This is a genomic window from Haloterrigena salifodinae (assembly GCF_003977755.1).
Classification (GTDB): Archaea; Halobacteriota; Halobacteria; order Halobacteriales; family Natrialbaceae; genus Haloterrigena; species Haloterrigena salifodinae.
The window spans coordinates 106,504-127,176 of sequence record NZ_RQWN01000004.1 but is presented as its reverse complement, the minus strand read 5'-3'; the positions used below and the strand labels follow the sequence as shown (position 1 = coordinate 127,176).

Annotated in this window: 18 protein-coding genes and 2 pseudogenes; 11 read left to right on the top strand and 9 right to left on the bottom strand. The window is 55.8% G+C overall.

Annotated elements, in window-relative coordinates; all coding sequences use genetic code 11:
- Positions 1-114 precede the first annotated feature (114 nt).
- Positions 115-4,332 carry a GH32 C-terminal domain-containing protein gene (locus EH209_RS18760; RefSeq protein ID WP_249038845.1) on the top strand — a complete coding sequence of 1,406 codons (4,218 nt, stop codon included), beginning with the start codon at positions 115-117 and terminating at the stop codon, positions 4,330-4,332.
- Positions 4,333-5,150: 818 nt separating this feature from the next.
- Here EH209_RS18760 and EH209_RS18755 read toward each other — a convergent pair.
- Entirely contained in the window at positions 5,151-5,492 is a 342-nt protein-coding gene (locus EH209_RS18755; RefSeq protein WP_126664369.1) for a hypothetical protein, read from the bottom strand.
- 130 nt (positions 5,493-5,622) lie between these two features.
- Here EH209_RS18755 and EH209_RS18750 point away from each other — a divergent pair.
- The 8 genes and pseudogenes from EH209_RS18750 to EH209_RS18725 all read left to right on the top strand — a co-directional run.
- Positions 5,623-6,036, top strand: a pseudogene (locus EH209_RS18750) (NAD(P)/FAD-dependent oxidoreductase); the annotation flags it as partial.
- A 6-nt stretch (positions 6,037-6,042) separates the two neighbouring features.
- Positions 6,043-6,423, top strand: coding sequence for a DUF7563 family protein (locus EH209_RS25285; protein WP_449271924.1), 381 nt, complete (start codon positions 6,043-6,045; stop codon positions 6,421-6,423).
- Positions 6,424-6,750: 327 nt separating this feature from the next.
- Positions 6,751-7,593 (top strand): hypothetical protein, encoded by an 843-nt coding sequence (locus tag EH209_RS18745; protein WP_126664368.1) that lies wholly within the window; start codon positions 6,751-6,753, stop codon positions 7,591-7,593.
- Positions 7,594-7,870: 277 nt separating this feature from the next.
- Positions 7,871-8,095 carry a hypothetical protein gene (locus EH209_RS18740; protein WP_126664367.1) on the top strand — a complete coding sequence of 75 codons (225 nt, stop codon included), beginning with the start codon at positions 7,871-7,873 and terminating at the stop codon, positions 8,093-8,095.
- A gap of 320 nt (positions 8,096-8,415) precedes the next feature.
- Positions 8,416-9,264, top strand: coding sequence for a hypothetical protein (locus tag EH209_RS18735; RefSeq protein WP_126664366.1), 849 nt, complete (start codon positions 8,416-8,418; stop codon positions 9,262-9,264).
- 644 nt (positions 9,265-9,908) lie between these two features.
- Positions 9,909-10,073 carry a DUF7563 family protein gene (locus tag EH209_RS25280; protein ID WP_449271922.1) on the top strand — a complete coding sequence of 55 codons (165 nt, stop codon included), beginning with the start codon at positions 9,909-9,911 and terminating at the stop codon, positions 10,071-10,073.
- The gene (locus EH209_RS18730) at positions 10,027-10,347 is read left to right on the top strand and encodes a hypothetical protein (protein WP_164722078.1); all 321 of its coding nucleotides are present in this window, start codon (positions 10,027-10,029) and stop codon (positions 10,345-10,347) included. The genes EH209_RS25280 and EH209_RS18730 overlap by 47 nt, the downstream gene beginning before the upstream one ends.
- 15 nt (positions 10,348-10,362) lie before the next feature.
- Positions 10,363-10,602, top strand: coding sequence for a hypothetical protein (locus tag EH209_RS18725; protein WP_126664364.1), 240 nt, complete (start codon positions 10,363-10,365; stop codon positions 10,600-10,602).
- A gap of 130 nt (positions 10,603-10,732) precedes the next feature.
- On the opposite strand, the pseudogene EH209_RS24735 reads toward EH209_RS18725, so the two are convergent.
- From EH209_RS24735 to EH209_RS18710, 3 genes and pseudogenes are all read right to left on the bottom strand, one after another.
- Positions 10,733-10,930, bottom strand: a pseudogene (locus tag EH209_RS24735) (hypothetical protein); the annotation flags it as partial.
- Positions 10,931-11,196: 266 nt separating this feature from the next.
- Positions 11,197-12,102, bottom strand: coding sequence for a mechanosensitive ion channel family protein (locus EH209_RS18715; protein WP_126664363.1), 906 nt, complete (start codon positions 12,100-12,102; stop codon positions 11,197-11,199).
- Between the two features lie 201 nt (positions 12,103-12,303).
- Positions 12,304-14,142, bottom strand: coding sequence for a winged helix-turn-helix transcriptional regulator (locus EH209_RS18710; RefSeq protein ID WP_249038844.1), 1,839 nt, complete (start codon positions 14,140-14,142; stop codon positions 12,304-12,306).
- On the opposite strand from EH209_RS18710, the gene EH209_RS24730 reads away from it, so the two are divergent.
- A complete protein-coding gene (locus EH209_RS24730; protein WP_249038843.1) occupies positions 14,110-14,718 on the top strand; it encodes a hypothetical protein in 609 nt (202 codons plus the stop codon). The two genes, EH209_RS18710 and EH209_RS24730, sit on opposite strands and share 33 nt — an antisense overlap.
- 265 nt (positions 14,719-14,983) lie before the next feature.
- On the opposite strand, the gene EH209_RS18705 is transcribed toward EH209_RS24730, so the two are convergent.
- On the bottom strand, positions 14,984-15,349 hold the full coding sequence (locus tag EH209_RS18705) for a hypothetical protein (protein ID WP_126664361.1): 366 nt from the start codon (positions 15,347-15,349) through the stop codon (positions 14,984-14,986).
- Positions 15,346-15,648 (bottom strand): hypothetical protein, encoded by a 303-nt coding sequence (locus tag EH209_RS18700; RefSeq protein ID WP_126664360.1) that lies wholly within the window; start codon positions 15,646-15,648, stop codon positions 15,346-15,348. The genes EH209_RS18705 and EH209_RS18700 overlap by 4 nt, the downstream gene beginning before the upstream one ends.
- A gap of 161 nt (positions 15,649-15,809) precedes the next feature.
- Between EH209_RS18700 and EH209_RS18695 the strand changes: the two genes are divergently transcribed.
- Positions 15,810-16,064, top strand: a complete 255-nt coding sequence (locus EH209_RS18695) for a MarR family transcriptional regulator (protein WP_249038842.1) — start codon at positions 15,810-15,812, stop codon at positions 16,062-16,064.
- Between the two features lie 725 nt (positions 16,065-16,789).
- On the opposite strand, the gene EH209_RS18690 is transcribed toward EH209_RS18695, so the two are convergent.
- The 3 genes from EH209_RS18690 to EH209_RS18680 all read right to left on the bottom strand — a co-directional run bounded on the left by EH209_RS18690 (position 16,790) and on the right by EH209_RS18680 (position 20,481).
- On the bottom strand, positions 16,790-17,080 hold the full coding sequence (locus tag EH209_RS18690) for a hypothetical protein (protein ID WP_126664359.1): 291 nt from the start codon (positions 17,078-17,080) through the stop codon (positions 16,790-16,792).
- A 353-nt stretch (positions 17,081-17,433) separates the two neighbouring features.
- Positions 17,434-19,248 (bottom strand): 5-methylcytosine restriction system specificity protein McrC, encoded by a 1,815-nt coding sequence (locus EH209_RS18685; protein ID WP_126664358.1) that lies wholly within the window; start codon positions 19,246-19,248, stop codon positions 17,434-17,436.
- 6 nt (positions 19,249-19,254) lie between these two features.
- Positions 19,255-20,481 (bottom strand): AAA family ATPase, encoded by a 1,227-nt coding sequence (locus EH209_RS18680; RefSeq protein ID WP_126664357.1) that lies wholly within the window; start codon positions 20,479-20,481, stop codon positions 19,255-19,257.
- Positions 20,482-20,673 lie beyond the last annotated feature (192 nt).

The window sequence follows — 20,673 nt, the reverse complement described above, 5'->3', positions numbered from 1 at the left end:
CACACCGGCGATGGCTGCACGATTTCAGCGGGCGTCGGTTATCGAACGATATTTCGAATGTGAAGTTACAGACACTCGATTAGTTTTATGTTAATGGTGATAGACTCTCGAACCGTGACAGAGAACCACAAGCAGTCCGCTAGTACCGACAGCATCGGCCACGTCAATCGGCGCGATTGGTTACAGATGTTCGGGGGGATCGCCGTTTCGGCTAGCATCGGCGGCGCACTCACCGGGTCCGTAACGGCGTCGCACACCGAATCCAAGATCGGTGACTGGCCTCTCGACGAGGGAAGCGGTGATTCCACCGTTGAAAGCGTCGCAGAGTACCGAAAACACGTCGCCTATAAGGGCGACCGAGATCCGTTGTGGGTCGACGGCAAAGGACAGAACGGCCTGCTGTTCGACGGCTACACCACGTGGGCAGCCTGGGAGGCCGACGAACTCGCGCCGGAGTTCAGTCAGGAGCTCTCGGAGCTGACGATCGACACCTGGGTCGCTCCGTGTTCTCACGGCTCCGAGTCGAATTACATCGACCCGATCATCGAGAAGCGCGACCGGAGCGCCCAGCAGGGGTTCACGTTTGGCGTCGACAACTACGGCCACTGGACGTTCCAGGTGGGTCTCGGCGACAGCTGGGAGGAAATTTGGGTCAAGAGTGACGATCTGATCGACGTCTACGAGTGGAACCACCTCACGGCCGTCTTCGACGGAAACGCGGGGTCACTGCAGCTCTACAAGGACGGGACCCTTGTCGCCGAGAACTCAACTCCAACGGGGACGATCGGCCCTGTCGATGTTGCCCTCAAGCTCGGGAGGAACTCCCAGATGGACTACATTGGCGAGGGAAAAGACGTCTGGAAGCAGAATATGTTCAACGGCGCCGTCAGCCAGCTTGAAACCTACGATGCCGCGCTCTCCGGCTCCGAGATCCAGAGCAAACACAACAACGAAATCGGCGACCTCACCGCGACCGGCTACCAAGAGTTGACGGTCAATCCACAGCAGTACGACGGCGACAACTACCGGCCGGAGTACCACGCGATCGCGCCGACACACTGGATGAACGAACCCCACGGTCCGCTGTACTTCGACGGGAAGTACCATCTGTTCTACCAGCATAACCCGAAGGGATCCTACTGGCGGCAGATCCACTGGGGTCACTGGGTCAGCGACGACATGGTCCACTGGAACCCCGTCGAGGAGGCGCTCCGACCGGAGGAAGGAATCGACCCGGCGGGTTGCTGGTCGGGCGACGCCGTCGTCGACGCCGACGGCTGTCCGAAGCTCCTCTACACCGCGGGCCTCACGGAAGGAACGGACGATCAAGCCATCGCCGAGGCAACGTCGACGTTCCCCGAGGACGACGACGTAGCGCTCACTGACTGGAACAAACAGGGGGTCGTGATGCGTCAGCCCGACGACCCCGACCTGATGAAAAACGAGTTTCGCGACCCCCACGTCTGGCAGGAGAACGGTGAATGGTACTGTCTCGTCGGCTCGGGTCTCCAGAACGGCGGCGGGGGTACCGTGCTCGCGTTTCACTCCACGGATTGCGTCAACTGGAACTACGAGGGACGGGCGCTCCAGCTGGACAGTCCAGACGACTACCCGCACCTCGGCGACAACTGGGAACTGCCAGTTCTGCTGCCGCTCGGCACGGACGCCAACGGAAACGAGAAGCACGTCCTTTGCATCAGCCCTCAGGGCGGCGATACAGAGGTGTGGTACTGGATCGGGACTTGGGACACCGCTAACTTCGAGTTCGTTCGTGATCACCAAGATCCGCTGCTCATCGATGAGGGCGACTTCCACTTCACCGGGCCCAGCGGCTTCGTCGATCCGCAGACGGGCCGCTCAATCCTGTTCACGATCGCACAGGATCACCGCAAGGAACAGCTCTGGCACGACTCCGGGTGGGCGCACAACGCCGGGACGCCGATGGAACTGTCGCTGCGCGACGACGGCCGCCTCGGCATCGCGCCGATCGGGGAGATGGAGAGCGCCCGATCAGAGAAGCTCCTAGATATGAACGACGCTGATCCAGCGCTCGTCGACGACGCGCTAGAGAACCTCACCGCCAATACCGTCGAACTGCAGTTAGAGATCGAGTCGAACGGTGCGACGGAGTACGGCTTCTACTCCCACCACTCGCCCGACGGCGAGGAAAAGACGCTCGTCTACTACGACGAATCGACCGGCGAGATCAAGACCGACCGGAACCAGACCAGTCAGGACTCGACGCTGATGGAAGCGGAGCAAGACAAGAGCAATCTCACGACGCAGGGGCCGGTCGATGTCGGCAGCGACAACCTGCGTCTGCGGGCGTTCATCGACAAGTCGCTGATCGAGTGCTACGTCAACTCGCTCAAGAGCGTCACGACGCGTGCGTACCCGTCGCGCGATGACTCGACGGAGCTGCGACTGTACCGAGACGGCGACATCACCGTCCGATCAATCGAGATCTGGGAGATGGAGGACATCCAGAACGGACAGCCTAGTTCGGAACGGTACCGACCCGGGTACCACTTCGAACGCGAGAGCGGCTGGATGAACGATCCAAACGGTCTGGTGTACCACGACGGTACGTACCACATGTTCTACCAGGCCGGCGAGTCCCGCCGACGGTGGGATCACGCCATCAGCACGGACCTGGTCAACTGGACCGAGCAGGGAACCAAGATCCCGGACACGGACAGCGTTCAGGCGTACTCCGGTGGCGCGGTGGTCGACGTGAACGACACGGCCGGGTTCGGTGAGAACACAATCGTGACTATGTACACGGGCCACCACGATGGCGGAGAAGAGGACCAGCGCATCGCCTACAGCACCGACGGCGGCGACACCTTCACCAAGTACGGCGGGAACCCGGTGCTCGACGAGGACACCGGCAACTGGCGCGATCCGAACCCGTTCTGGTACGATCCGACCGGCAACTGGCGGATGGTTGTCGCGCGCGTCGAGGGGAACGGACCCGACCGACCGGCGGGGATCGAGATCTACGAGTCCGACGACCTGAAGAACTGGACGTACCTGAGCACCTACGAGTCCGATGGCGTCGCCTGGGAATGTCCCGATCTGTTCGAGCTCCCGGTCGAGAACGCCGATGAGCGGCGTTGGGTGATGACCGTCTCCGTCGACGCCGATCATGTCGAACACCACGTCGGCCAGTTCGACGGCATGACGTTCGTCGCCGATAACGAGGTGTACGCGGACTCCGGACGGGACTTCTACGCCGCCCAGAGCTGGACCAACGAACCGGCGACGGACTCTCGCCTGGGACTGGCGTGGACGAGCCACTGGGATTACGCAGCTGACACGCCCGAGGACGGTTGGAAAGGCGCCCAGTCGTTCCCTCGCCGGATCACCCTCCGGGACACCGGGAGCGGGATCGTACCGATCCAGCGCCTCGACGGGGCGGTCGAGTCGAACCGCAAGGGCGTGCTCGCGGATCTGAGCGACGAACCCCTTTCGCCTACCCACGACCCGTTGGCGGGCACCAACGTGAAAGGTGAGATGCTCGAGCTGCTCGCGACGATCGATCCGGGCACTGCTGACGCCGTGGTCCTCGAGCTTCGCAAGGGCATCAGTCAGGAGACGCGCGTCACCTACGACGTCGGCGCGGAGGAGTTGTTCGTCGATCGAGGCGACGCGGGCGCCTTCTTCGGCGACACCGACAAGGACGTCGCGAGCCAACCAGTGGCGTTGCGCGACGACGGGACGCTCACGGTGCGCGTGTTCGTCGATCGGAGTATCATCTCCACGTTCGCCAACGACGGCAAGAAGACGATGACGAATCGGATCTACCCGGACGAAACGAGCGTCCACGCGACGATGACCGCGAACGGCGGTACGGCGACCATCGAAAGCCTCACCGCTTGGGACTACTCCGAAGGACTTGTCGACGGCGCGACCTACCGAATCGAGAACCGCAATAGCGGGAAAGTACTCGAGGTGCGGGACGGAGGAACCGGGGACGGCGACGCTGTCCAGCAGTGGGAGTGGTGGGGCGGTGACAGTCAGAAATGGATCGCTCACGAGGTCAATGACGGCGTCTTCCAGTTCGAGAACCGCAATAGCGGGAAAGTGCTCGAGGTACGAGACGGGGGAACCGGGGACGGTGACGCCATCCAGCAGTGGGAGTGGTGGGATGGCGACAACCAGCGGTGGACCGTTGACAGAACTCCTGACGGTCACTACCGCGTTCGAAACGCCAACAGCGGCAGAGTACTGGACGTTGAAGACGCTTCGACTAGCGACGGCACCCGTTGCGTGCAGTGGGAGTGGTGGGACGGCGACAACCAGAAGTGGAACTTCAAGCGACTCAAGTAACAGAAATAGCGGCGAGAGCGGAAAACCAGTGAACCGCCTCGGTGTCACGTGGTTCGAGACGGAAAGCGTCTCATCATCTCGAGGCGCTCGGCCTGTTTAGCCTGTAGACACGGATGATTCGCTGACAGTGCTCGTAGTGATGTTTTCACACACGTACTGTATCCGAAAATGAACGTCTCAGTATAGTATCGGCCGGTTCAATGTGTGTATTGTGAAGCGAGAAGCAACACGATGGTTGTTGATGGATCTAGTATTCAACTCCATCCCACTGTATTCCCGCCTTTGAATACTGTTAGAGTTATCGAGATATTCAGTGTTGAACTGGCGCAGTCAGCGGTCTACAAGTGGGCTCGTTACGTCGGTCTATAGCCTGAGACTGACCACAATTCGGTCGCGATCGACGAACTTGCGATCCGATTCGCGACGAGCAATATTGGCTGTAAGTTACCGTCGATTGAAGCAAATGAACTACTGCATACGAAGTTTGAATAGGCCAGAACTACGATTATTTCGAATTCATTCTTCCGTGAATTCCCGAGAAATATGACGCTGGAGACGCCGGGTTTCTCGCCGATAGCGATCAGTTGCCGAACGACATCTGCCAGCGACATGGCCTCGGTTTTGGATGCGAAACGCACGGTGTCGGACTAGCGAAAAACATACCATTAGAAATAAAGAACAAAGGATGTTTCTGTTTTTAGATAAGTTCTTACGGCACTCGCTCGGGCTGCGGGGAAACCGCTTACTACCCGTATCCCGTCGGTGACGACGGCGTGGATGGCGCTACTCGCTCCTGAGCAAGTCTCTCGACCGACCACTCAGTCGGTGATTAACTCGAGGAGTATCTCCTCAGCGTCACGACCTGGATCATGGGCGGCTCCGCGACGACCGCTCGTGAGGGACTCGTCGACGGTCCGCGCCATCGCCGTTTCGGGGTCTGTCGACACCCAGTCCAGTGCTATTAGCTTGCAGGTGTCGAGCACATGCGGATACTCCGTCCACGGGTGGTGGTAGAGGACGAAATCACTCGGCTCGAGACCGACCTGTGCAAGTTCCCGCTGACCCGCATAGACGACTTCGATCGACGTCTCAAGCGTGTCCGCAATCAGTTCGACATCCTCGATCGTACATATAATAGCGTTCTTGGCTGGACTAATCAATAGAGAGGCACTCCCGAAGTGTTCGGCGTGAACTGCTAATCACCTTCGCGCCGCGCTATTTCGATTAAGATTGAGTGCCGATTACAGAACGGATGGCTCGAGCTTATGACTAATAAGAGGTAACTAGAACGTGACGACACCCACAGATTCTACGGAGACGAACCACTACGAAGTCGCCGTCGTTGGCGGCGGTCCGGCCGGCCTGACGGCAGCGCTGTACGCGGTGCGCCTCGGTCACGAAACCGCGGTCTTCGATCGCGGCGGCCACGCGGCGATGATGCAGGAGACGCACAACGTCATCGGCGTTCCCGAATCGATCTCCGGGAACGAGTTCCTCGAGACAGCCGTCGAGCAGATTCGATCGTACGGAGCGGACTACCGCAGGGAGTTCGTAACCGCTATCGATCGACGCGACGGGGCGTTCGAACTGGAAACCACCGACGGATCGGCTCTCGCCGATCGGGTCGTCCTCGCAACCGGGTTTGCCGACGGCCGACCCGAGCCGCCGCTGCCCCGAATCGGACGCGGGCTGCACTACTTCTTGACTGGGATGCCAGCCGAGGACGGAGTAACTATGCCTGAATGGGAAGAGTGCGGAGGGTTCGTCACTCAAGACTTTATTCGAGTGTTCGGTATTGGCGGCGAGGTACACAGCTGTCCCCACTGCATGACCAATCGAGAATTGGGTGCGGTGAGGCAACCCCGAGGACCGAGTGACCGACGACGAAGTGGTGTACGCTGCTGCCAGACATACCCACTACCAGACCCCGCCCAACTGCCATGGTCTTACCCGTGCTCGCGAGATCACCGAACAGCCACTCTCCAATCTCCCGGACGACGTGATGCATTGCAAGTTCTGCTCCAGCGAGTACCCCGTTCGACCAGTGACTGGGAAAGCAAGACCCGCCCGGATCCCGGTCCTACGATGTAGCTGCGGGAGGTTCGTGACCGGGAATATTCTGGAGATACCCGCCTATTCGTTCGCTTCTGGCCGCGCCTCGAGTTCGAAGTAGGTACGCAACTCGTCAGGATTCTCGACGAATGGAACCAGCCTACCTGTTCAACCAACCCTCGAGGCGTTTTGCACCAAACGAACAGGCAGGTTGCAAACCATAATATCCTAACGCTTGGGATTCCCACGTCTTCAGGCGCGGTAGGTGTTAATAAGAAGTGTCTCAAGTGCGGTTTCGTAACTAATCTTCTATCCATACACTCCGATATTCGGTACTATTATTCGGACCTCAGAGAATACCTACCTATGCGACGACGCGCGATACTGGAAGGTGCCGGAACGGCGCTCTCAGTTACGCTGGCTGGGTGCGGAGGCCTTATCGAACCAAGGAACGACAAAAGCGAAGAGAGCCTCAAACAAAACAATGCGACTGACGAGAACAACGAGGACGACACTGAAAACGAAACTGAACCAGCCAGCGAACCAAGCGACTTAGATGATGATGATGACTCTGGCAACGAGAGTGATGAATCCGTCAATCCGGCTAGGCTGATAATCGACGACTTCGAGGACTACGATAGCGGCGGTCAGCTGGGTCCATGGACACGTGACGGAACCGGCAATGTTGGCGTCTCCTCGAGCGCGGCCTTACACGAGGACTCGAGTCAGGGTATTCGGCAAAACGGCGACTCGAATATCCGTTCCTTCCCTGGTCAGGGGCTACCGAACTATCCTGAAGACGGCCGCGTGGTTTCGGTACTTATGCGTCCTGACCCGAGCACCTCCCAGCCCTGGATCCTTCTCGGAATGGAGGACAACGTGTGGGCCACAGAAACCCCAGGGTGGCGGCTTATTGTTGACCCGAACGGTGGAATTCGGATTGCTCGAGAGACAGGGAATGATGTTACAATTCTTGACAAGAACACGAGACTCCCAAATTTGGTCGATAGAACTGTTGAGTGTCAATTTGTTGCTGACAGTTCTAACGGGGTTGGATTCCGGATCAAAGACCTTGACGGTACCGTACTCGGCACCGTTAGCACAAGTGTGACGGATGGCATCGCGGACGAAATGAGTATTGGCTTTCGGTCGTCACAAGGCGTTGACTGGGATCGGCTGCGATTCGTCGACGGCGAGAGTGACGGCTGAGCGGCACAGCTCAACATTCACGATCGTCTCGAGTAACTTTACCAGCGGTCTCTTGGCACTGTCTAGTTAAGCACTTCTAACGTAGACCGACGATTCAGCGGCTGTTGCGGCATTCGTACCGAAGGGTAAGATACTCACTCATTGTGAGAAGAGTGATAAAGTGGTCGAATTTTCGCTGCTCTCGATCGGTGATGATCGTGTCACAGGTTTCATCACATCTTCACCGTCTTCGAATCTTTCAATTTTCCTTATCTAGACAGTGTCCTAGACGGAACTCATGGAGAAACTTCCCGACAGAATAATCATGTGCGTGTGTGGTGAGGTTGTTGAGTTAGTGAGCGAGCGGCTCTCAACGAGGGAGCATACTGTGGAAAGGCCGTGGACAGATGGCGGCCACGGGATAACCTCCGAATCGGCCCCTGGAGTAGACCGACGATGGACCGATCGAGCGGTAGACGAGCTAGTAGCTCAGGAACTCCACGCCAGCGGAGGAGATACGTGATGTCTGGGGATGACACTGATCATCCTGACTCTTCAACTAGACCAAAATCCCCCCGACCACAGCTACAACTACCCCGATGTGGTCCTTTCACCACTCCGTCTTCGTATCGGCGACCTAAGCACACCGAATCACAGTGGCGACATACAACTAGCACAATTTCTGCATTACTCCTCATTCGTGTTGGTAGTAACCATGATAAGAAGCGCTTCAATTTTTGGGGGAACCTCATTCCTTGATACGGTCACTATCTGCGGGAGGTAAGCACAATACCGAGTGACGTCGGCGTCCAAGAGACCTAATTGCAGGAATTCGAACACAGGATGTCACTCCACCTGGACACGACAACCGTACCGACGAACGAACAACTTGCTACCGAACTGCAGCAGCTCCGCGAGCGCGTCGACGACCTCGAGACGACTGTCGAAGAACAACAGGACGTCATCGAGCAGAAGGACGACCGGATCGCCGCGCTCGAGGAGCAACTGGACGAGGTCGCCAATGAACAAGAGCGGAAGCACGCCCGTTTCGACGCTGCGACCGATCTCAACGACGATCGACTGAACGAATTGATGGCTCGCGAACTCGAGAAGGGCGCACATCTGCCCGCGGAGCTCGTTGTCGAGTTCGACCTCCCGATCAAGGAAGATCGCCTCGAGAAGATTCAGAAGGACAGTGGCGAGTACTACCGCCTACCCGAGAGCGAGGAGCCGCTTGCTCGAGGTGGATCGACGAACCTGGCGCACGCTGATCTCCTCCCGATCCAGCAGCTGGCCCAGATGGACGACGAGATGCTCGATCGGACGGCCAAGACGAAGGGCGACTACCTCGCAGCGAGACTCTGGCAGGCACGCGATAGCGAGATCGACAACCCGTGGAAGAACGGCTGCAAGGGTGTCCGAGCGTACATCGACGCCAGTGAGATGAAACACTGGATCCGCCGTGAACTCGGTCGGGGTGCCGTCGACGATGCCTACGCGAAGAAACTCGTCTCCCGAACAATCGGTGCCATGAAGGACCTCACGAAGGACCGGATCAAGGTTGACAAGACCGAGAGTGGCCGAAGCGTGACCAGTAAGGAACGCCGAGTCAAGATTATGGAAGGGACCGAGATCCCTGGCGAAACCAGCCACGATAGGAATGAAGAGGAGACAGCTGGTGTCCACGAGTGACCATGTCCCCGATCTGGCAGGCCGGGCGTGAGCCCTCAGCCATCACCCTAACCTAACACAATTCACACATCATGCGGTTGGAAGCAACGTACCGCTACTAGCTTGTCTACCGCTCGATCGGTCCGTCGACGGTCTACTCCACGGACCGATTTGGAGGTTATCCCGTGGTCACCATCTGTCCACGGTCTTCTCGCCGTATGCTCTCTCGTTGAAGGGCCATTTGCGTACTAACTCAACAAACCCACCACATACGCACATGAGCAAATCTCCCAGATTGTCACTCTCAGTGGCACGGAACCTCGTGGAAGTTCCAAATGCGTGCAGAGTTCGCCAACGGGATGATCAAACGATTCCATGACCGTGAGTAGGGCTGGTTTCGCTTGGGACTACGAAGCGACCCGCCGAAAACGCGAGCGTTAACTCGAGGATCAGGCTGGTGTTGACGTCCGTGATACCGATCCTGAAGAGATCGATTTCGACGAGGCGTGGGACCAGTTTGCCGATCACGACGAGCGAGTTAACTACTCGGCGCTTCGGATGATCGTCTTGCTTGAGTTCTTAGGCTTGGCCGCGGCGCTGGTGGCCTGTGGGATCAACCTGATGATCACCTCATTAATTGCTCGCGTGGTCCAAGAGGGAGCATAATGGCTCACTGCGACAATTGCGACGCCCATGTGACGGAAGCCTATCACCGCGTCTTCGCGGCCAACGACGGGACGCTACACGCTTGCTCGAATTGCCGAGGACAGACTGAGATGTTCAGTGGCGCCGGCGTCGGGCCGGGCGATCAGAGAGGAGGTGGGGGATAGATGTCTGAAAACGCCGCAGAGTGGGAGCGAATCGGTCGCCGACTACTCCATGATGAACTTCTTCCACGCCCCCGATCTCCTCGAGCAAGCCTTCTGGGAGGTTGCTGAAGACATTAGCGACGGCCATGAGGTCACGGTTCGGCACCTGGAACACCTCGCCCGAGTGTTTCATGAAGTGTTGTTGTTCATCCGTGAGTGCATCGTCCCGATCGTCGATAATCCCGACGAGTTGAACACCTACTTCGAACTCGAGGCGCGACCGGAAGCAAACTAAGAGACAATGTGAGACATGAGCGAAAACATCGAACCCACGGGCGAGAACTACAACCCACCGACCCTCCCGGTGATCGAAGAGCGAATGACCGAACTCGGGGAGCGGGGCGTTCCGGTCGAACTCGAGTGCTTTGAGTGCGGTGACTCTGTCGACCACCGTGTGCTCCCCGAAGAACGGGATTCGGACAAGCCGTTAAGAAAAACGTTGTGTAGAAGCTGCATGGTGAAACACTTTCAGTCCAAGGACCTGCTTTAGGCGTCTACTCTTTTCACGTTCCTATTACCGCTCATAGGTGCTAATTGGTGCTCATAGGTCTTCGAGAATCCAGTGAACCTGTGATAGTGTAGTTTCTACTCCCTTCCAAAAAGAATCGATGAAGTGAGATTCAGCAGCCGTCTCCGAACGTCCCATTGAGAGCCATTGAGTGATTGGCATAATAGGAGTAGAGGTTTTGTGGAACCATGTACCTCCCGCCATAGTACCCCACAGGGCCGTTCGTTTCGATGATATTGTTTTCGTGGTCTTCTGTGAATCTCAACTCTCTCCGATCATAGATGAGATCGTCATCGAGCCAGTACTGGACGTTTTACAGTTAGGGCATGGAATCCAATTGAGTAGGCTAGGATTTGTACTGTTCATTGCTCGCAGAACAAACCCACAGTTCTGACACTCACTAAAGATGCCCAAGAAAAACCAACTATGGGTTCGATTAATTTCTTTGTTCCACCATGGTGATTTGGTAATAAGAGAGAACAGCAGTGGATCCGTACGCCAACATATCCGTGGAGTTCAGGATAGCGGTGAAATTAATCTCGAGGGAATAGTTCTATGACCCTTTTCAGGAGGATACTATTCAGCTGAGTTGCCGACGGCCCCTGTTTCTTGAGTATTCTCGAGGCCAACTTCCCCAGTAAGGGTCGTGTGTGGATAAGGCATATCGACCCCTTCACTGTCGAAACGACGTTTAACGGCTTCACGAAACGCTGCTTTGATGGCAGCAGCACTATGCTTTCGGGGATCAATCCATACACGACCGGTAAGGACAACTGCTGAATCACCAAGCGTCGTCACTGGCGCTGCGGGTCCTGGATCAGCAAGAACACCATCGATGTTCGAAGCCGTATCGATAATCGCTTCGCGTGCAATTGTAATATCGTTATCGTAGCTGATACCGAAATCACAGGAGACACGAAGTGTCTCGTTTGCAACTGGGTTGGTGAGCACTGTGTTAGCGAGCTGATTGTTCGGAACGGTCACCAACTCGTTATCGAAAGTCTCGACCTGGGTCACACGTATTTTGATCTGTTTAACAACTCCCTCATTGCCATCCCATTTAATCCAGTCGCCGACTTTGAATGGTTCATCTTTGATGATAAAGACCCCAGATACGAAATTACTGATGAGGTCTTGTGTGGCAAAGCTAAGCCCAAGTGCCAGAGCACCAGCAAGGGTAGCAAACGCTGTCAGGACGGTACCAAACCCAGCGACAGTAGCTGCAACAGCAACGGCCGCAATTAGGACAAGGATGCTTACAATACTGACAGAGAGACTTACAAGCCCCGCCTTCAATCCGCGTGACTGTAATGACTGTTTAGTAGCTCTAACAAGAACCTTTTTGCCGAGATAATAGGTCAGAGCAAACATCACAACGAACAATAATACTGTTGTCACCGTGCTAATGAGCACTGGCCCGTATTGGGAAACAGCCTCGCTACCACTTGTCGGAATTCCAGCTTGGAGTACTGTAAAATCCATCTCTCTCACTAATAGAATGAATCCACATATCAAGTTAACGTATAAGAGTGTGCCAGACAATAGTTCCCAGTTGCCATTATCTAGACAGTACCAGGAATCTATATATCGACGTTCGCTAGCCAGACAACTTACCGAGTTCAAGAACTGACGCTACTACATCGGACAGATAGAGAGGAGACGAGGCAGAACGATGGTCTAGGCCTATGTAGCTCTAGAAGAAAGCGGCTGCTGCTCGAGCGGTGGGCCCATCTGAACCACCCGGTTATTCCCGGGAGATCCTGTTGCTGTGAGCGCAGCTGCTAGTCGCAGCCACGAGCCAACTCGGTGATGATCGAGTAATCGCGACGGATCCGGCGGCCAGAACAGTACGCCGCCAAGTGGGTCGTCGGGATCACCGTATCGCGCTGGCGGGAGGATTGACTCGAGAAACGTGTCGGCGGCGTCGAGGAGCGTCTGATTCTCCTCGAGGACTGTTGGAACAACGGGATCGTGGCGTTCGGAAGTAGTCTGGAACGAGAGCGCCAGACGATATCCGTTCTCGTCAATACGGATGAGGTCAAACGCCTCGAGCCGGTTGCGATAGTTCCGAATGGTGCGTGCTGAGACGCCCGCTCGGTCGGCGAGGTCACGCTGTGACAGGCGGTTTTCGGCTGTGAGAAGCGTCTGAACGATCCGGCCAACTGTCGGTGGGAGATCGGGGAGCAACTGTTCGGGATCGAGTGTTCCTAACGCATAGCGGAGTTCGTCCGGTCGGATCTCTCGACTCTCGTCTTCGCTGGCGAGTTGCTGGAGTGCTCGAGCAGCAGCGTATGGCGATTTGACTACCGCTTGTAGGAGCGAGATGCAATCTCGAGTCGGGCGGAGGTTCTTGGCCTGCAGGATCCGCGTCGCAGCCCTCGCGTAGCCCGTTCGATCGACCGTCGAAAGGGAGACGTGGACAGCGAATTCGGGAGCGTCATCAGCGACTGCCGCTGGCCTCTCGAGTGCTTCTTCCAGAGATGGGTAAAGACGATGGACGTCCTCACCACGAACGACGACAGAGCCGATGAATGTTCCTAGCGGGTCATCTGCATCAACAGTCGGTGTGAGTGCGGTGCGACGCTTTTCCTCGCGGGACTCGAACAGTTGTCGGTACGAGGCGAACACACCGTATTTCCCCTGAATCGCGGCCGAAATACTGATCGAGGTTGCGAGTTCTGTGAGCGAGTTCGTATCGAGCCCCGACGGGACGCGAAGCTCTCGAACGATATCGATCCCGAGGGCATCGAACAGATGGATAATCGAGCCAGCAAGGCCGTGAGCCGACTGCATAATCTCGCTGCGGAAGCGGTTGCGATCCTCGTACTCGCCAGCGGAGAGTTTCACGGTGAGATCCTCGAGGTCGGTGCCCCACTTGAGGAACGCTTCACGGAGTGTCTTGGGATCCTCGAGCGCTTCGTCGGAAAGGGCGCCGATACAGCGAGCATCCCGAAGAATCGCTGGCGGGTCTTCTAGTGGCTCAAGACGGTTGTCGGTGAGTACTCGGTTGAGCAATTGCGGCGAGGCTAACGCCGTCGCGAGACTCACCACATACTGCAGGGGCCCACTTGCCCGAACGGCAACGACAGCTTCCTCGCGATCACCGTCGAAACTCACGTATCGAGTATGGTCAGGCCCGTCCGTATGGTCCTCGAACGGGGCCTCAACAAGGGTGATCCCGCCGTTCTCTCCACAGCCAGCGGCGGCGACATGTCCTGTACGGTCGAGGTAGGCCGTTCGGTAGGGGTTGCTGTCTTTTCTGCCGTCATGCTCCTCCCCTCGTGTGCGCGGGGTTACACGGCACTGTTGGTCGGCTGTTCCGGTGTCGCTCACGGCCTCGGCCAGTTCCTGTTGACGACCGATCTGGGCATCGAGCGTGGTGAGTAGCTGTCGGCCAGCGTCGAGCAACTCGACAGTGCGATCATCTGCTGGTCCGAACTCCGCAACCAGTCCGAGTTCGGTAAGCGAGTGCTGCTCGGAGACTAAGAGTTGAGAGATCCGACTCCGGCCGACGTCGTGCATCGCCCGCAGCGCGTGCCTCGAGAGTGTTTCAGCGGGTTCATCGGCGAGTTGCCGGAGGAGTTCGACCTTCCGGCCATCCGGATCCAGCACCTCGAGGGCGTCGTCGACGCGGTCCTCCGTTGGGTGGTGTGTCTCTCGCCATTCGCTCACGCCGGGGAGGTCTTCGCGGTGGTGCTGGGCAAGCCAGTGGTGGGTCCGTCCGGTTGCGATGACACGGACATCGAAGCCCGTTGCGAGGACGGCGAGCAGTCGACAGATCGACTCTCGTTTGCGACGTGGGACGTCCTCGAACCCGCGGTCGATCGTGACCGCAAGCGTCGGTGGCTGGTCGTCAGGCACGTGGTCGGCGAAAAACTGGGCGGTCGCGAACAGATCCTCGAGACTCGCATGGCCCTGTCCGAGGTTCGGGACGAGATCGGCGGCGAGTCGCCAGGCTTCCCGCCGGTTGCCGCGGGCGACCTCGAGTATGCGAGAGCGCAGCCAGTAGGGGATCTGTTGATCCTCAAGGATCTCGTAACACTCGAGGACAGTCCGTGCGTCGGCGAACCGGCGCGCGGCACGGATGAACTGGTCTAGGATTGACTGCTGGGTGAATAGCTGGTCCCACAGCTCCGAGACAGGATCGGTGTCGATCTTGAGGGTGGCCTGTGGGGACAGCGGCGGCTGGTGGGTTGGTGTGAGTCCCGCGTCGGTCACGGCAGGCGTACCTCAACTGGGAGCTGGGGGCGTGCTGACTGGCGAGTGGAGTGGCGTACCATCGAGTCCTGGAAGCGAGTGCAGAGAGTGCGGACAGCCGAGCGCAGTGGCTCACCGGCTGTCGGCGCGAGTGCGTGTTAGAGGGTCACCGATTCGGGATGGGGATCGCCTCTGGTTCAGCCCTGTTGGAGGGTGGACTCGAGTCGAGGATCTCGGGCTCGAGAGCGACGAATCGTGTCTGCTGGGTGGGCAGATCAGCGCGGGTGCCGAGCCTGCACTCGGCGAGGAGTTCCGTACAGCCAAGGGTTGGCTCTGTGATGGTGTCGGGACTGCAGGCTACGCAGTAGGGTCGATGGATCGCCCAGCGGTCGGTGTCGGCTGGCCGGGAGGCAAGGATGGTCACACGGTCGCCTTCGTACAGTCGGTACTCGCAGTGTTGGCACGTGGTGGTGTCGTGGGCACCGACCGGGAACCCCTCGAGGAGTTGGGTAGGGGTGGTGACGACCTTCATTGGTCGTCACCCTCGAGTGCGTCGACGAATGAGTTCGTGAGGCTCGAGTAGAGGTGTTGGCTTGTAAAGCCCCGTTCGGCGTTGACGTACTCAATCCAGTCATTGATGCCCTGGTCGACGGCCTCTAGGTTGTAGCGGTAGGTGCGGTCGGTGTTGTGGACGACGTGGACGGTTTCGTCTGTGGTGCGGTAGACGTGGTGTGCGTCCTCGGTGTCGATGCCGACGAGAATGTAGTCTGGTCTGGGGTCGGTGCGACTGCGAGCCGAAACCGTTTCGTGGGATTGCGGTTGTATACTCATATGCTGGTTAGGCCAGCACGGGGTCGGTGCTGGAACACCGGCCTCAGAGATTTTCCGAGGCGTCCCGTGCTCACTCTACAATAGGTGCCACATACACTTAACCCTTAGGGCCTAAGGATAGTGGGGTAAGGGTTATGTCTAAAGCCACCGTCCCTTTAGGCATGAGCGCAACAACTACTATCGAAGACATCATGCTCGAGGAGGAAGATCTTGGACCGGCCGATGAAGCGCTACTTGATATGCTGAATGAAGGGCGTGTTACCGCGCCATACGTTGCTGACGAAACTGGCTACAGTCTTCAGTACGTTCGTGATCGGCTTGGTCGGCTCGTAGAGCACGGTAATGCACGCAAGGTATACGAAGGACTTTATGAGCTTGTGGAGGATCCCCGGAAGAACGGTAATATAGGGGCATGATATAGCCGTTATTATTATATTATGGTTTAGAAGTAAAACAATTTTAATAAATATATCACGTTGAAAACGGTCTGGCAGGTTATTACGAACTCTATGAGTGCCGAGGCCGCGCAATTAACGTTAGATTTTTCGTAAGAAACGCCGATTCAGACAAAACACGGTGCAAATTACCGGTTCCGAATTCGTTTGTGATATTCCAATGCGTGTGGTCTGTTGTCATTGTACGATGGCTCGGAGTTGGGGGTTGATTTCCCAGTCTATGTCATCATAGGCCACGAATCCAACATTGGTTATCTCCCATTGCCGGTACATCATTATCTGATTACTGGCTGCTGATCACAAGGCCGTATGGTACTCACCCACACGCCCAGCACAAAAATACTACCGGGATATCTTGCTGGAATTCCGTGGTATGATGAAGTGCTTCTAACGACCGCCGAGACCACCACGGCCTCTACCGCCACCCAGACTCGCAAAGAGACTATAGCTCGCGAAAGCAATCGCTGCAATCGCAACCCAAGCTTCAAGGCTTGAGGCCAACTGGAACAGGCTGTAGCTGATAGAGAGAGATGTCCCGATCGTGTCATAGGCTGCCGTAAACGGTCCTTCTGTCGGCCTCATGATCACGTACATCCGCGCTACTGCATAGAAGAGCCCGCCAATAGCGAATCCTATGAACGGCCCAAGAACAAGAGTCATTAGTGCACCGCCTACGTTGCTCTGTCTCATAGTATCCTCCAGTGCGGGATGTCGTAGTGAAGCACTAGCACTACGCCTCCTATCACGGCAGCGCCGATGAGTAACGGACTCATCGCGATAATGATTGGCGCCGTGTATGCAGCAATGGCACCAGCTGCTCCGATTTTGGCGAGTTTTAGGAGGGCGGCCTTTTCCTTACTCGTCAAACTTCCACTTCCGAGGTGGTAGCCTGCGCTGGTTGAGTATCCAAACACTGGGGATAGCAGTATCGCGGCTATCGCTGCGATTACCCCTGTGACGAGGAGACTGATTGCCATATATTTCTGAATAAATCATTGACACGTAAAAGTGAACGGCAAAATTACGGTATGAATGACTTTGAAATGGCGGTATAGGGGTTACGACGGATGCTTTGGGAAGATGGGAAACTAATAGAGCGAGCAATCACCACCCCCTCAACAGTGAGTTTGGAAGACCATCTGAGATCAAATTAAAAATACCGCTGCCAGCCTACATAGCTGAGAACCACAGCAAGACCAAGCATCGTAGTCATTATCCAGAACTGGTTACGGACAAAGGCCACAATCGCGTCTCCGTACCACGCCAAGAGGAACGCGATCGAAAAGAATCGGAACCCGCGAAAAAGGAAGGAGTAGTCCCCCACCTCTACTCAATAAGGTGGGTCGTCTCGATCTTTCTCCCAGTCAAGAGGGAAACTATCGATAGTTTCAAACTCCGCTACATCGCCTGAGTCGGTTACTTTTACAAAGTGCAGGCGGAGTGATTCACCAACCCACTGATTATTTTCTTCACCGTTTTCCTCGTTTTCATCGGTAGTCGTTGCCGTATCTATGAACACTGGGATACACTGGTCATACTCTGCATGATCGGTAATCGCTTTTTTCAGGGACCGACGCAGACTAAACTGGATATCTTTGGAAAGATCGCGTCTAACACGGACCTCGTCCGATTCCGAAATTGCACCCTCAAAAATACTCCGTGAAAGAGAGACGATATCTTCTAACTCAAATATCTCCTGAGTAAGCGCCTCTTCTACAGAAATCTCCTTTACGTCTGGATGACATACAGTGTGATTGCGGAAGTCTGCGATGAGCTGTGACTCATTGACCTCGTCCTCAAGCACTTTAAGTAGATATGAGCGGATGGCGTCTCGATAGCTTTCAGTCGTGAAATTTTGGCGGCTCCCGATAATCGCTACTTCCCCCTCACGAGCTCGAAGATTACGGCGACCATTTCCTTCCGGACAAAGGAACCCAAGCCGGTCTACGTCAAGCAGATATGCATAACTGAATATCTGCTCTCGGTCGGGCCGAATCATACTCGGATCACGGGTTTCTGGGTAATATTTGCTATCTAACACAGCAACCGGCTCGTCTCCCTTGTAGAGTACATGATCTGGTTGATGCCACGCTTGGTTTGTATTTACATACGGTCGCAGCTGTGGTTCCCCCTCAACCCGTGCATCGTCAAACCCATCATAGAGCGGATTCGATTCGAGTTTGCTTAGTTCCTCCACAAGGACAATCTGCGAGAACTCCTCAAACAGATTCGCCATATTGAACAGATAGTCCATTGTCAATTCTTCATCCCCGGATTCAAGCGACTGACCGGTCGTCGAGGAGAGAATCATCTTCGATACCTCAATTGCCCGTTTATAGTATCCACGATGCCGTGGTAGCTGTCCGCTCGTTATCTGCTGATATTCCGACAGGTTATGTCCGTCTCCCTTGATTCCCATCGACTCGAGTTCATGGACAGCATTGTTGAGGTCAGAGAAGATTCGGAAGTATTCCTCGCGGTTGTGCCGACGGGCACTCTTCTGAAATAGTTGGAGGAGACTCTTTCCGGCCCGGTGGATTAGGGCGTTGATCGGTGTATTATAATCTACTTCCTTCTGAACGTAGTGTTGCTTTGGAATACCCGTCTCAAGGTTCAACAAGCTACGTTCAACATCAATTCGGCCCCGAGCATCAACGGCATCAGTTCGCTGTGTCTCAAACTGGCGGATGAACCCATTTCGATGAAGCGGGGCTAAGCTGTTCAGAAAATTGACCGCAATTACGATAAAAACGTCCTCTATCTGAACATCTTCAGAGAGAAAATCGCGGATCGGGATCCCTTGGTAGTCAAGAGATCGGTTGTAACGGCTGACGGTTAAAAACATATCCAGAATCTCGCTCCACCCGATTCTCGGTCTGATCTGAAGTCGGGAAGTCGGAGTGAGATCAACAATACCTACAATATCCTCAGCAGAGATTGTGAGTTCATCGCCGTCAAGGCGTGCCTCTACAACTTTGTATTCGCTCTCTCCGTCCCACGACCGTCGTCGTTTAACGAAGACGTTGGTATCTACCTGCTCGAATGCCGCCTGCTTCAGTTGCTCCTCAATGCCTTGCGGACATTGGATGACACGCTCTTCGCGCTCCGTGATGGAAACTTCAGTCGGGAGCTGGGCCGTACTCATCGCCGATTAGTTCTGCATTCCCATGCGCTGTTGCTGTGCCCGCTTCTCGCTTTCCGCTAGCTCGATTGCGGGCGATAAGTCGAATTCCTCGTATATTTCATCAAGCTTCGTGTAGTGATTGACGAGCTCATCCATTTGCGAATATGTGGCTGAATTCAACAAGCGTGGGAGAATGTAGGTGCGGAACGCCTCTCCGACAGCTCGACCGGCCTCATCATGATACACGCCTTCTGGTGACGTTGTCGACTCAAGGAAGACGGAAACGTCTCGGTAGTGCATTGGTCCGAACTCCATGATACCATTCTCATCTGCATCTTTCCCTGTATTGAGTCGGCGATAGTCTTCTTGGAAGAGGTCTTTCAGCGTCCCGCCGTTGACTGCTGAATCAGCAAGATGGTCAGTGGTCCAGCGAGAGAACAAGTTATCGAGGCCGTCGTTATCATAGTCACTGACCTTGATCATCGCAAACCGACGTGTAATTGCGTTATCAAGTTGGTTGACTGTACGGTCAGACATGTTCATCGTACAGATGATGTTCACCTCCGGGATGAGTTCGATGGTCTCGTCGTCGTCAGTCCGGAAAATAGTTTGATGAGGGTTTTCGATTGCCGTGTAGAGTTGACCGAAGATTCGCGAAATATCTGCTCGAGTAAGTTCGTCGATGATCACTGCGTACTTTTCGCCATATTCGCGGGCTCGTACAACAGCTTTCGAGACGCAGCCTAGTTCTTTCTGGTAACTGACCGAATCTTTGGAGTAGTCTGGAGCAACACGTCCAACAATATCTTGGCTAGTCCACGATGGAGAGGCGGTATCGAGTGTATATCCTACGCAGGTCTCCAGGGCTAATTGTTTCGCGAACGTCGTTTTCCCAGTACCAGTCGGGCCATAGAGTACGACTGGTTTTCCAGCTTCCAGAGCACCTAATGCTGACTTTTTGACCGACTCTGGAACGAGCACATCAAGGTCAGTAGTATAGTCTCCTCGCGTTGCGACGCGTTTCTTCAAATCAAAAGATGCGTGGTCAGAGCCGAGAATAGCCTGCCGGACTTCCCCTAGCCCCTGCTCCCCTTCGTGATGAACATCGATGGAAAGATCGTCTACAAGGTAGTCAAGAACCTCTGGTCCTGCAGCCTTTTCGATGACACGTTGGGCGAACTCAGCATCATCCTTGATTGTATCAGTCAATCCTTGAACCCGATCGAGAGAATACTCCTGCTCCGAGGAACTCATTACTCCGAAAGAATCACTGTAGAACAATAAGGTTTGTTCTAGCTATAATTTCTAACCCGGGGAAGACGGCGACTTTTGAAAAGCCATCTTAGGAATGGTACCGTTCAGGCCCGCCTGACGAGGGGATTGCCACACTGTCGGGCAGAGCCCAAGGGAGACGGATTGCTGGCACAACACCGCGCTGGAAGCAGG